General features: G+C 68.5%; 8 protein-coding genes. 5 read left to right on the plus strand and 3 right to left on the minus strand.

The window, feature by feature from the left end:
- Positions 1-40: 40 nt before the first annotated feature.
- On the plus strand, positions 41-3,637 hold the full coding sequence (gene smc / locus AB4Y91_RS05590) for a chromosome segregation protein SMC (protein WP_441417499.1): 3,597 nt from the start codon (positions 41-43) through the stop codon (positions 3,635-3,637).
- 80 nt (positions 3,638-3,717) lie between these two features.
- Positions 3,718-4,926 carry a signal recognition particle-docking protein FtsY gene (gene ftsY, locus AB4Y91_RS05595; RefSeq protein WP_441417500.1) on the plus strand — a complete coding sequence of 403 codons (1,209 nt, stop codon included), beginning with the start codon at positions 3,718-3,720 and terminating at the stop codon, positions 4,924-4,926.
- Between the two features lie 96 nt (positions 4,927-5,022).
- On the opposite strand, the gene AB4Y91_RS05600 is transcribed toward ftsY, so the two are convergent.
- Both AB4Y91_RS05600 and AB4Y91_RS05605 read right to left on the minus strand, forming a co-directional pair.
- Positions 5,023-6,717, minus strand: coding sequence for a hypothetical protein (locus AB4Y91_RS05600; protein ID WP_441417501.1), 1,695 nt, complete (start codon positions 6,715-6,717; stop codon positions 5,023-5,025).
- A gap of 5 nt (positions 6,718-6,722) precedes the next feature.
- Positions 6,723-7,970 carry an MFS transporter gene (locus AB4Y91_RS05605; protein ID WP_441417502.1) on the minus strand — a complete coding sequence of 416 codons (1,248 nt, stop codon included), beginning with the start codon at positions 7,968-7,970 and terminating at the stop codon, positions 6,723-6,725.
- Positions 7,971-8,208: 238 nt separating this feature from the next.
- Here AB4Y91_RS05605 and AB4Y91_RS05610 point away from each other — a divergent pair, with 238 nt between their 5' ends.
- Together AB4Y91_RS05610 and AB4Y91_RS05615 are read left to right on the plus strand one after the other, a co-directional pair.
- The gene (locus AB4Y91_RS05610) at positions 8,209-9,582 is read left to right on the plus strand and encodes an ammonium transporter (RefSeq protein WP_441417503.1); all 1,374 of its coding nucleotides are present in this window, start codon (positions 8,209-8,211) and stop codon (positions 9,580-9,582) included.
- Positions 9,579-9,917: a P-II family nitrogen regulator gene (locus AB4Y91_RS05615; protein ID WP_175320845.1), complete on the plus strand. Its 339-nt coding sequence runs from the start codon at positions 9,579-9,581 to the stop codon at positions 9,915-9,917. Before AB4Y91_RS05610 ends, AB4Y91_RS05615 begins: the two co-directional genes overlap by 4 nt.
- Positions 9,918-10,073: 156 nt before the next feature.
- On the opposite strand, the gene AB4Y91_RS05620 is transcribed toward AB4Y91_RS05615, so the two are convergent.
- On the minus strand, positions 10,074-11,462 hold the full coding sequence (locus tag AB4Y91_RS05620; protein WP_441417504.1) for a glucose-6-phosphate dehydrogenase: 1,389 nt from the start codon (positions 11,460-11,462) through the stop codon (positions 10,074-10,076).
- Positions 11,463-11,612: 150 nt separating this feature from the next.
- Here AB4Y91_RS05620 and ffh point away from each other — a divergent pair, with 150 nt between their 5' ends.
- A complete protein-coding gene (ffh, locus tag AB4Y91_RS05625; RefSeq protein WP_441417505.1) occupies positions 11,613-13,199 on the plus strand; it encodes a signal recognition particle protein in 1,587 nt (528 codons plus the stop codon).
- Positions 13,200-13,210 lie beyond the last annotated feature (11 nt).

Genomic DNA, 13,210 nt, shown 5'->3' on the forward strand with positions numbered 1-13,210 from the left:
AAACACCCCCGCGTCCGCCATACAGGAGACCCGAAACACCTTGCATCTCAAAAGCCTGACCGTCCGCGGATTCAAGTCGTTCGCCTCCGCGACGACGTTCGAATTCGAACCCGGCGTCACCGCCGTGGTCGGACCCAACGGCTCGGGCAAGTCCAACGTGGTCGACGCACTGTCCTGGGTGATGGGCGAACAAGGGGCCAAGACGCTCCGCGGCGGCAAGATGGAAGACGTCATTTTCGCCGGAACCTCCGGCCGGCCGCCGCTGGGCCGCGCCCACGTCTCGCTGACCATCGACAACAGCGACGGCGCGCTGCCGATCGACTACAGCGAAGTCACGATCTCCCGCACGCTGTTCCGCACCGGCGGCTCGGAATATGCCATCAACGGCGCAAGCTGCCGGCTGCTGGACATCCAGGAACTGCTCTCCGACTCCGGCCTGGGCCGTGAAATGCACGTCATCGTCGGGCAGGGACAGCTGGACAAGGTCCTGCACGCCACCCCGGAGGACCGCCGCGGCTTCATCGAGGAGGCCGCCGGCATCCTCAAGCACCGCCGCCGCAAGGAAAAGACGGTCCGCAAACTCGAAGCCATGCAGGCCAACCTCGCCCGGCTCAGCGACCTCACCGGGGAAATCCGGCGCCAGCTCACCCCCCTGGGCAAGCAGGCCGAGGTGGCCCGCCGCGCCCAGACCGTCCAGTTCGAGGTCCGCGACGCCCGCTCCCGGCTCCTGGCCGACGACCTGGTCCAGCTGCAGTCGGTGCTGGCCCAGGACGTCGCGGATGAGAGCGCGCTGAAGGCCCGCCGCGGCGTCGTCGAACAGGAACTCGAAAGCGGCCGCCAGCGCCAGGCCGGCTTGGAGCAGCTCGCCGCAGAGGCCACGCCAAAGCTCAACGCCGCCCGGGACAACTGGTACCAGCTCTCCTCCGGACGCGAACGGCTGCGCTCCCTCGGATCGCTCGCCGAGGAACGCCGCCGCTTGCTCGGGACCTCCGATGCGGCCCCGGACACCGGCCGCGACCCCGAGCAACTCGACAAGCAGGCAGCCCGGGTCCGCGCGGAACAGGCCGGGCTGGAAGAGCAGATTGTCGAGCAGCGAACCGCCCTCGACGCCGCCACCGCCGCCAAGCAGGACGCCGAAAGCGCAGCCGCGGCGGAGGACAAACGCCTCGCCACCCTGCTCCGGGCCGCCGCCGACCGCCGCGAGGGCCTTGCCCGGCTCGCCGGCCAGGTGGGTGCCGCGAGGTCCCGGGTCGAATCCGCCCAGGCCGAACTCGGCCGGCTGAGGGAATCGCAGAAGTCCGGTGAGGAACGGCGCCGCCTCGCCCAAAGCGAGTTCACCGCCCTCGAATCCCAGGTGGCCGGCGTCGAGGACGGCGAGGAAACCCTCGACGCCGAATACGAAGCCGCAAGCGATGCCCTCGACGCCGTCGTAGCCGAAATCGACGCCCTCAAGGCGGCCGAACGCGAAGGCGAGCGGGAACGCGACGCCCTTGTGGCCCGCCGGGACGCCCTGCAGCTTGGCCTGAACCGCAAGGACGGCTCCGAACATGTGGTTGCCGCGGGGCTGCCCGGCGTGCTGGGTCCGCTCGCGGGCATGCTGAGCGTGGAGACCGGCTACGAGGCCGCCATCGCCGCCGCGCTGGGCAGCTGCTCCGACGCCGTCGTTGTCCGCGACGCCGCCGCGGCCGCCGCGGCCGTGCAGCTGCTGAAGGACGACGACGCCGGCCGCGCCGCACTGCTGCTCGCCGACGGATCCGGGACAGCCGCAAAAGCCCCGGAGGGAGAACTGCCTGCGGAGGCCCGCTGGGCCGCAGGACTCGTCAGCCCGGCCGGCGACAAGAACGGCGGCACCGGCCTGCCGCTGGGGCAGTTGCTCGAAGGCACCGCTGTCGTCGAGGACCTCGACGCCGCGGCCCGGCTCATAGCCGCCCGGCCGGAACTGACTGCGGTGACCCGCACCGGGGACGTGTTCACTGCACTGAGCGTCAGCGGCGGCTCCTCCACGGCGCCGTCGCTGCTGGAAGTCCAGGCCGCCGTCGACGACGCCGCCGCCCGGCTCGCCGGCGTGGCGGCCGGGCTGGAACGCAACCGCTTCGCCCTGGCCGCCGCCGAATCCCGCCGCGCCGCCGCCCAGGACCGCGCCGACGCCGCCCTTGAAAAGCTGCACGACTCGGACGCCCGGCTCGCCGCCGTGGCCGAACGGCTGGGCCACCTGAACTCGGTGCTGCGCAGCGCCGTCGGGGAAAGCGAACGCCTCGCCGCGTCGCTGGCCCGGGCGGAGGCGAACATCCAGGCGGAGCAGGAGTCGCTGGAAGCTGTCGCCGCCCGGCTGGCCGCGGCCCAGGAGGCCCCCGCCGAGGACGAGCCCTCGCCGGAACACCGCGACGCCCTCGCCCTCGCGGCATCCGCGGCCCGCGCGGCTGAAATGGAGGCCCGCCTCACGCTGCGCAGCGCGGAGGAGCAACTGACCGCCCTCCGCAACCGGGCCGCGTCGCTGGAACGGGCCGCCGCCACCGAACGCCGCGCCCGCGAGGAGGCCGCCGAACGGGCCCGCCGCCGCCGGCTCCAGGCCGGCCGCGCCGCAGCCGTGGCCGCCGCCGTCGGGCGAGTGATCGGCTTCATCGACGTGTCGGTGGAACTGGCCCGCCGCGAACGCGACCGCGCCGAGGAGCGCCGCGAGCAAATGGAGCGTGAACTGTCCGCGGTCCGCGCCGGCAACGACGCCCTCGCCCGTGAACTGGCTGAGCTGACCGACTCTGTGCACCGGGACGAACTGGCCCGCGCGCAGCAGCGCCTGCGGATCGAAGCCCTTGAGCTGCGCAGCGTCGAGGAACTCGGACTGACCGCGGCCCAGCTGGTCGCCGACTTCGGCCCCGACCAGCCCGTACCGCTGCCGGCCGGCGAGTCGGCGGACAAGTGGGCGGCCCTCCGCGCCCCCGTGGACGAGGACGGACACGAGATCGTCGACGGCAAACCCTTCGTCCGCCAGGAGCAGGAAAAGCGGCTCCGCAAGGCCGAACGCGACCTCTCCGCCCTGGGCCGGGTCAACCCGCTCGCGCTGGAGGAGTTCGCGGCCCTCGAGGAGCGCCACCAGTTCCTGAGCACGCAGCTGGAGGACCTCAAGTCCAGCCGCAAGGACCTGCTGGACATCATCAAGGAAGTCGACGAACGCGTGCAGAAGGTCTTCGCCGAGGCCTTCGAGGACACCGCGGCGCAGTTCGTCCGCGTCTTCGCCCGGCTATTCCCGGGCGGCGAAGGCCGGCTGGTGCTGACCGACCCCTCGGACATGCTCACCACCGGCATCGAGGTGGAGGCGCGCCCCGCCGGCAAGAAGATCAAGCGGCTTTCCCTGCTGTCCGGCGGTGAACGGTCGCTGACGGCGGTGGCCCTGCTGGTGGCGATCTTCAAGGCCCGGCCCTCGCCGTTCTACGTCATGGACGAGGTGGAGGCCGCCCTGGACGACACCAACCTGGGCCGCCTGATCACCATCTTCGAGGAACTGCGCGAGTCCAGCCAGCTGATTGTCATCACGCACCAGAAACGCACCATGGAGGTCGCGGACGCACTCTACGGCGTCACGATGCGCGGCGACGGCGTCTCCACCGTGATCAGCCAGCGGCTGGGGGCCGAGGTCTGAGGTCCGGGCGCCTGAAGGCCTGCTCCGGACGGAGCCGGGGCCGCAACCGGGGCGTTTGGGGTTTGTGAGAAGCTAGGGGAGTGAACGACATCCTCCCCATCATCCTGCCCATCCTCGTTGCCCTGGTGGTCCTCGGTGCGCTGATTCCGGTGCTCATGAAGACCCGGAAGAACATCACCAACTACCCGTCGCAGCGCGACGCGAACGACCCCGTGCAGGGTACCGGCGGCGGCACGCTGCTGGAGGACCGTCCCGCTCCGCCCCGCGGGGCCACGGCGCCGGACGCCGTCGACCTCGAAGGCCTCGAAACCGTCGAGGTGCCGGACAACGTCGCAGGCCTCGAGACCGTTCCGGTCGAGACCCCGCTGCCGGTGGCAGGCCGCCTGACCCGACTGCGCGAACGCCTGGTCAAGTCCAACAACATCCTGGGCAAGGGCCTGCTCGCCCTGCTCTCCGCGGACAAAATCGACGAAAACGTCTGGGACGAGGTCGAGGAGACCCTGCTGCTGGCGGACCTCGGTACCGAACCGACGATGCAGCTCGTGGATGCCCTCCGCGAACGCGTCAAGGTGCTCGGGACCCGTTCGCCCGAGCAGGTCAAGGCCCTGCTGCGCGAGGAACTCATCAAGCTCGTGGACCCCACGATGGACCGCAGCCTGAACGTCGAGCGGCACGCGGACAAGCCCGCCGTCATGATGGTGGTCGGCGTCAACGGCGTCGGTAAGACCACCACAGTCGGCAAGCTCGCCCGCGTTCTCGTAGCCGAGGACAAGGATGTGCTGCTTGGCGCGGCCGACACCTTCCGTGCCGCCGCGGCTGAGCAGCTCGCCACCTGGGGCCAGCGCGTCGGCGTCCCCACGGTCAAGTCCGACATCGACGGGGCGGACCCGGCGTCCGTCGCCTACGAGGCGGTCAAGGCCGGCATCGACCAGGAAGTCGACGTCGTCATGATCGACACCGCGGGCCGGCTGCAGAACAAGGTCGGCCTGATGGACGAGCTCGGCAAGGTCAAGCGCGTGATCGAAAAGCTCGCCGAGGTGGACGAGGTGCTCCTGGTCCTGGACGCGACCACCGGCCAGAACGGACTGAACCAGGCCCGCGTCTTCGCCGAGGTCGTGAACATCACCGGCATCGTGCTGACCAAGCTGGACGGCACCGCCAAGGGCGGCATCGTCGTCGCGATCCAGAAGTCGCTCGGGGTGCCGGTCAAACTGATCGGCCTCGGCGAGGGCGCGGACGACCTGGCGCCCTTCGACGCCGAAAGCTTCGTGGACGCGCTGCTGAACTAGCAACTCAGCAGTCCAACTAGCTCGCACTTGTTGTCGTTTTCAGCGCTCAAAACGACAACTAGTGCGAGCTAGTTCGGGTTAATCCGTAGCGTCCGGTCAGTAGCTGAAGTTCAGCACCGTGACGGTGCCGGCCGTCAGCTTTAACTTCTGCGTAGCCGAGCCGTAGGCGAAGCCCGGCACCGTCAGACGCTTGGCGGCCGGGACCGGCGAATCCTTGGCCCCGTCGATCACCGTGCTGTCCTGCGCGTTCAAGCGGGGCCCGCTGAGCTGTGTCATGGTTCCGCGTCGGGCTCGGCCGGGCAGCTTCAGCGAAACTTCGGTCTGGCCGTACTTCGCGGGGTCGTTTTCGTTGACGATGACCACAGTGGTGCTTCCGTCCGCGTTGCGCAGTGCATAACTGTTGGTCAAGCCTCCGCCCTTGCTCCCGAGTTGCAGGAACTTCCCTGGCGCCAGGTCAGCGACCATCGCCATCCCGAAGTAGTTCGCTCGAGGGACCATCTGGCCGTTGGGCTTGAGGTAGGTTCCGCCGCTGCACAAAACGGACATGGGAGGCCCACCCTTGCAGGTCGACAGGGAACTGTGGAAGCCCAGCCGGGTGACGCCCAGGCGGGCGGCATTGAGCGCGTAGTCCGCGGCCCACAGCGCCGCCGCATGCGTCTTGGTGGTCTGGTTGGACCCTGGGCAGGCTGACATGCCCGTCTCCGCGAGCCAGGTCTCTACTCGGGCGGCTTTGGCCACCTTAAGGGCACTCTCCTGGTAAATTGCGGCGCGCTGGCGGTTGAGCCGTCCCAGAAGGTTGGAGATTGTGGGGAAGTCCGGAGACTTCGCGTCCTTGCAGCTGGAGAGCCGGTAGTTGTGGAAAGACAGGACTTTCTTCTGCGGCAGCTTGGCGTCGACAAAGGGCTTCCACCATTTCTGGTCGTAGACGCCGGGCCCTGAAATGGTGACGCCGGGGGCGACCGCATGTATGGCTTTTGCATAGGCTTTGAGCTGAGCGACGTACTGCTCGACGCCGTAGCTGGCCGGCCGCAGTTTCGTGGCGGCAAACCCGTTCGGTTCGTTCCCGACGGTAAAGCTCAGCAGCCGCGGGCCGAAGATCCGGGACGCGTTCTTGATCATGTCCGCTGCCCGCCGGGGGTTGTTGTGTCCCAGGTCCACCGTGAGGCTGATCCTGGCATTGGTCGCATTCAGGAGGGCCGCCACCCGCTGCAGGTCGGCCGGCGTGACTACCTTGGCCGGGTGGGCTTTGTCACCTTTGTAGTTCTTTGGCAGTGCTTCGCCTGAGGACGTCCAGAAGAATCGACGGTCAACGGAGTTACCTCCAAACCGCAGGACGGTGCCGTCCGAGCCTTTGAGGAGCTTCACCATCGAGGCATTCTCCGCGCCCAAAGCGGGATCCGCGAGGTCGGTCGCTTCCAGGGAAATTCCGACGGTGCCCTTGTTCAGGCTCGTTCCGACCGGCACGTCCGTTACCGCCAGCGTCAGCGGAGCCACTTGCATCAAGGGGGAGCCCGGCGGGGGCGGGATCTGCTTGTAGAAGGTGGCGTCTGTGCTCTTGTCCTTCTCGGCAGGCTGCTTGGGGCTGTCCCGGGGCGTGGGTTCGGCCTTTTCCGACGTCGAATTGGGTTCCGATGTCGCACTGGGGTTCGACGACACGGTGGGCATGCCGGCAACGAGCGCGACGGCGGCAAGGACCGCAATTGTCGCGAGGAGGCGGGTGATTTTTCGGGGAGGGCGGCGTCTGCGGGAGACTGGTTCCGCGTCGAGTGCCGGGTGGTCGGTCCGGGGCATCTCGGCTAGCCCCGGGCGGGGGTGCGCTGGAAGGTCTCCCGGGCGAGCAGCCAGCCCGCGGCCGCCGCGAGCAGCACCCCGCCGGTCACGCCGAACGCCCAGCCGTAGCCCAGTCGGTCCGCCAGCAGCCCCGCGATCACGGGCCCCACGATCGCGCCGCTGTCCGCGGTCATCTGGAACACGGCAAGCACCCGGCCGCCGGAGCGCTCGTTGCCCACGACGTCGGCAATCGCCGCCTGCTGCGCGGGCCCGAGCAGGCCGGACCCGATGCCGGCGACGGTCGAGGCCAGAAGGAACCAGGGCAGCTCGTGAGTGAAGCCGATGGCGGCGGTGGCGAGGCCGGTGACGACGAGCCCGGCGAGCATCATCGGCTTCCGACCCAGATTGTCCGCGAGCCGCCCGGAAAAGGTCAGCGCCGCGGCGTTGCCGGCGGCGAACACGGCCAGTGCCCAGCCCGCGGACGAGGACCCTGCACCGAGCGCCGCGACGGCGAAAAGCGGCACCGTGGCCATCCGGACGCCGAAGGTGGCCCAGCCGTTGGCGAAGCTGGAGGCCAGCCCGGCCCGGTAGGCGCTGTCCCTCAGCGCCTCCCGGAGCAGCATGGCCGGGGCCGCCGCACCCGCCTCACGGGAACCTGCCGGGACATGGCTGAGCTGGGTCTGCACGACGGCGGCGGCGAGCACCAGCGCGGCCGCGTAGGCCAGGAACGGCACCCGCAGGCCGAAGCTGGCCAGCAGCCCGCCCACGATCGGGCCGCACACGTTGCCGATCAGGAAGGCTGAGGCGTAGGCACCCGAGACGCGTCCCCGGCTTTCCGGCGGCGCCAGCCTCACCACGAGGGCCATCGACGCCACCGTGAACATCACTGACCCCACACCGCCCAAGCCGCGGAAGACCAGCAGCTGCCAGTAGTCCTGGGCGAAGGCGCAGGCTGCCGTGGACGCCGCCACGATCAGCAGACCGGCCACGTACACCGGGCGTTCGCCCAGCCGCACGATCAGCGCCCCGCCGGCCGGAGCGAAGACGAGCCGCATGAACGCGAAGATGCTGACAATCACCGCCGCCGCTGTCGCGCCGACGTCGAAAGTGGTGGCGAACTGGGGGAGCACCGGCGCGACGAGGCCAAAGCCCAGCGCGATGAGGAAGGCAGCGACCAGCATCACCTTGATGTCCCGGGGGAGGCGGGGTCCGCCGGGGCGGCGGAGGCCGGCCAGCGGGCGGGAGCCGTTGGCGGAACGGGTTGCTTTGCTCATGGTGCTGCTTTCGGTGCTGCTTCTGATGCCCAAGGGCAGCCAGGGGCGTGATTGAACGCGTGAAACATAACCGTAACAAGCGCGAGACGCACCATTTACTTCCGGGAGGTTCTTGTAACAACCCGGCAATGTAAATCCTCTGCCGGTGAAACACGGCGCCAGCAAACTCTTCTTAGAACGCAAAACGCGTTGGACCGGCGGACAAGTCCGCACCTAAGAGCAAGAGAGGACGCAGACCATGGAACTCACCGCAGGTCTCGTTTGGCTCCTGGTCGCATCAGCCCTCGTGCTGTTCATGACCCCGGGCCTGGCATTCTTCTATGGCGGCATGACACGCGCCAAGTCGGCTTTGAACATGATGATGATGAGCTTCGTTGCCATTGGAACCGTTGGCATCATGTGGGTCCTGTGGGGCGCTTCGATGGCTACGAGCAACACCGACAACTTCTTCCAGATCTTCGCTAACCCTTTCAGCCACTTCGGGTTGCACAACTTCACGGAGCCGGCGGACCTGCTCAAGGTGGGCTACGCGGCGACCTTCGCCATCATCACGGTGGCACTGATCTCCGGCGCGGTCGCTGACCGGGCCAAGTTCTCCGCATGGGTCATCTTCACGCCCATCTGGGCCACCCTCGTCTACGCGCCGCTGGCCTTCATGGTCTGGGGCGGGGGCCTCTTCTCCAAGGACGGCTGGTTCGGCCAGACGTTTGCCCCGGTGATCGACTTCGCCGGCGGAACCGTGGTGCACATCAACGCCGGCGTCGCCGGGCTCATCCTGGTTCTGATCATTGGCAACCGCAAGGGCTTCGGCAAGGACCCGAACCACCGCCCCCACAATGTCCCGTTCGTCATGCTGGGCGCCGCAATCCTTTGGTTCGGCTGGTTCGGCTTCAACGCCGGTGCCGCCGCCACGGTTGAGCAGGCCGGCCTGATCTGGATCAACACCCTCGCCGCTCCGGCCGCCGCGATGCTCGGCTGGCTCGCTGTCGAACGCTTCCGCGACGGCCACCCGACCTCCCTGGGCGCCGCTTCCGGTGTGGTGGCCGGCCTGGTCGCGATCACCCCGGCCTGCGCCAACGTCTCCCCGCTCGGCGCGATCGCCCTGGGCGTCGTCGCCGGTGTGGCCTCGGCCCTCGCCGTCGGCCTGAAGTTCAAGTTCGGCTACGACGACTCGCTCGACGTCGTCGGCGTGCACCTGGTTTCGGGTGTCGTCGGCACCGTGGCGATCGGCTTCCTGGCCACCCCGGCCCAGGGCACCGCGGGTCTGTTCTACGGCGGCGGCACGACGCAGCTCGTGGCGCAGGTTCTCGCAGCGCTGCTCGCCGTAGCCTTCACCGCAATCATGACCTTCATCATCGCCTTCCCGATCCACAAGCTGATGGGCTTCCGGGTGTCCCAGGAGCAGGAAGTCGTGGGTGTGGACCTGAGCCTGCACGCCGAGACTGCCTACGAGTTCGGCGTCGGCGGCCACGGCGGAAGCTTCCAGCCGCTGCACGAACTGATCACCGGCAAGTCGCTGGGCGACAGTGCTGAAGTACCGGCAGCCGAGGCCGTGGACGTCAAGTCGAACGGCAAGAAGTCCGCAGCTGGCAAGGAAAGCGTGGAAGCATGAAACTGATTACCGCAATCGTCCGTCCGGAAAAGCTCGACACCATCAGGGAAGGCCTGGAGGCCTACGGCGTGCAGGGCCTCACGGTCAGCGCGGCCAGCGGCTACGGCCGGCAGCGCGGCTACACCGAGGTGTACCGCGGCGCCGAGTACAACGTGGACCTGCTGCCCAAGATCCGGGTCGAGGTCCTGGCCACCGACGAACAGGCGGACGACATCCTGGACGTCATCATCGCCAGCTCGAACACCGGCCGGGCCGGCGACGGGAAGGTCTGGACGATGGACGTGTTCGAGGCGGTCCGCGTCCGAACCGGTGAACGCGGCGCGGCAGCCATCTAGGCTGCAGCCCTCCAGCCGCTGCCGCGCGAGCGGACCGCGATCGGGGGTTGCGACGGCGGGCCGGGCACCTGGAAAGGTGCCCGGCCCGCATTTTTTGTTGCGTGCGTTGGGGCCGCTAGCGCCTGCGGGAGCGCCCGACGTCGGGCGCCGCCTGCCTTACGCCGGCCAGCCCTCCGGACCGGGCGTGCCGGCGGCATATTCCTCCAGCGGGACGCTGTCCCGGGCCCAGGCCTTGAGCACGGGTTCGAGGATGCGCCAGCAGTCTTCCGCGGTGTCGCCGCGCACGGACAGCAGCGGGTCGCCGGTGAGCACCCCTTCAAGCACTTCACCGTAGGGGAGCAGCTCGGAGGCGCTGAGTTCCGCCTTCAGGGTGGCCCGGTCCAGGCTGAGCACGTTGCCGGGGCCGTTCACGTCGACGTCGAACTGCAGCGTGTCCGGGCCGAAGCCGATGCGCAGCTGGTTGGGGGAGTCCACCCCGGTGAAGCCCTTGGGCAGGTGCGGCACCGGCCGGAACGTGACCACGGCTTCCTTGCGCATGGCGCCCAGCGCCTTGCCTGAGCGGAGGATGAACGGCACGCCCTGCCAGCGCCAGTTGTCGATGTCCACCTGCACCTCGGCAAGGGTCTCGGTGTTGCGGGACGCGTCCACGCCCTCTTCCTTGGCGTAGTCCGGGACCTTCCGGCCGTCGATGGAGCCTGCCGTGTACCGGGCGCGGCGGGTGTTCTTGGCGTACGGCGCCTTGATGCTGCTGGCCCGCAGGAGCGTGGCGACGGCGTCGCGCAGGTCCCGCTCGTCCACCGAGGCGGGCGGTTCTATTGCCATCAGGGCCATGATTTGCAGCAGGTGGCTCTGGATCATGTCGCGCAGGGCGCCGGCGCCGTCGTAGTAGCGGGCCCGGCCTTCCAGCGCGAGGTCCTCATCGAAGATGATCTCCACCTTCTCGACGTAGTCCCGGTTCCACACCGGCTCCAGGAAGGTGTTCGCAAAGCGCAGGCCCAGGATGTTCAGTACCGTGGCCTTGCCCAGAAAGTGATCCACCCGGTGGATGTGGTCCTCCGGGACCAGTGCGGCCAGGGTCTTGTTCAGGTCCCGTGCCGATTCTTCGCTGGACCCGAACGGCTTCTCCATCACCAGCCGGGTCCCGGCGGGGACCTGCTCCGGGGTCAGGGCTTCGCAGGCCAGCTGGCTGATCTTCGGCGGCAGGGCGAAATAGACAGCCACCGGTCCTTCCAGCGTGGCCAAGAGGCTGGCCAGCTGCCCTTCGGCGGTGACGTCCAGCTGGTGGTAGCTGGTGCTTTCGCGGATCCGTTTCAGCTCCCGCTTGCCGCTGGAGTCGGCCTGGGAGTTGGCGTCGGCGAAGGAGGTCTCAAGGCGTTCCAGCCACTGTTCCGAAGTCCAGTCGTCCGAGCCCGCGCCCACCAGGGTGAGGCCGGATGCGTGGCCCCTCGCCACCAGCCGGGCCAGCCCCGGCAGCAGCAGCCTGCCGGTAAGGTCGCCCGAGGCGCCGAGGATGAGCAGGGTTTTTACTGTTGGTTGACTGGTCACCTAAGCCAGCATGCCATCTTGAAGGCGGGTCTTGGTACCCTAGATAGTCGAGTCCCGTTGTCGAGGCAGTTCGTTCCGGCGAAACAGTCACGACTCTGGCGTGCCGCACTGGCCGCCAGCTGTAGATCCACTGAAAGAAGTGCACGGCGCGTGTTCAATTCACTCTCTGACCGGTTGACAGCAACCTTCAAGAACCTCCGTGGCAAGGGCCGCCTCACCGAGGCGGACGTTGACGCCACGGTCCGCGAGATCCGGCGTGCCCTGCTGGACGCCGACGTTGCCGTCCCGGTGGTCAGGGAGTTCACCGCCCGCGTGCGCGAGCGGGCCCTCGGCGTCGAGGTCTCCGGTGCGCTGAACCCGAGCCAGCAGATCGTGAAGATCGTCAACGAGGAACTCGTCGAGATCCTCGGCGGCGAGACCCGCCGGATCCGGCTGGCCAAGACCGGGCCGACCATCATCATGCTCGCCGGCCTCCAGGGTGCCGGTAAGACCACCCTCGCCGGCAAGCTTTCCAAGTTCCTCAAGGCGCAGGGCCACAGCCCCATGCTGGTCGCCTGCGACCTGCAGCGCCCCAATGCCGTGACGCAGCTGCAGGTTGTCGGCCAGCGCGCCGGCGTTCCCGTCTTTGCCCCGCACCCGGGGGCCACCTCCTCCGAGCTGGACCACCCTGCCGGTGACCCGGTCGCCGTCGCCCGTGCCGGCGTCGAGGAAGCCAAGCGCACGCTGCACGACGTCGTGATCGTGGACACTGCCGGCCGGCTTGGCGTCGACGCCGAAATGATGGAACAGGCCCGCCAGATCCGCCGGGCCATCGTCCCCAACGAAGTCCTGTTCGTGATCGACTCGATGATCGGCCAGGACGCCGTCAACACGGCGATGGCCTTCGATGAAGGCGTCAACTTCACCGGCATCGTGCTCTCCAAGCTCGACGGCGACGCCCGCGGCGGTGCCGCGCTGTCCGTCGCGTCGGTCACCGGGAAGCCGGTCATGTTTGCGTCCACCGGCGAAGGCCTGGACGACTTCGAGCTCTTCCACCCGGACCGGATGGCCTCGCGCATCCTCGACATGGGCGACGTGCTCACCCTGATCGAACAGGCCGAGAAGTCCTGGGACAAGGACGAAGCGGCCCGGATGGCGAAGAAGTTCGCCGACCAGGAAGACTTCACCCTCGAGGACTTCCTCGCCCAGATGCAGCAGATCCGCAACATGGGCTCGATGAAGAAAATGCTCATGATGATGCCGGGCGCGCAGAACATCCGGCAGCAGCTGGAGCAGTTCGACGAGCGTGAGATTGACCGGGTCGAGGCGGTTGTCCGGTCCATGACCCCGCACGAGCGGGTGGCCCCGAAGATCATCAACGGCTCCCGCCGCGCCCGCATCGCCCGCGGTTCCGGCGTGCACGTCTCCGAGGTCAACGGCCTGCTGGAACGCTTCGCGCAGGCACAGAAGATGATGAAGAAGATGGCCGCCGGCGGAGGTATGCCGGGGATGCCGGGGATGCCCGGCATGGGCGGCGGCGGAGCCCGCAAGGGGGCCAAGAACGCACCGAAGAAGAAGGCCCGCTCCGGCAACCCGGCCAAGGCCGCTCAGGAGCTCAAGGACGCGGAGGCACGGCGCGCCGCTGGCCCCAAGGCTGTGCCCACCGGTGCGGCCTTCGGCCAGCAGGGCGGGGAATTCGACCCGTCCCAGCTGAACCTGCCCAAGGGTTTCGACAAGTTCCTCGGCGGCAGCAAGTAGCGGAAGCCACC

This window comes from Arthrobacter sp. YAF16, assembly GCF_052113385.1.
Lineage (GTDB): Bacteria > Actinomycetota > Actinomycetes > Actinomycetales > Micrococcaceae > Arthrobacter.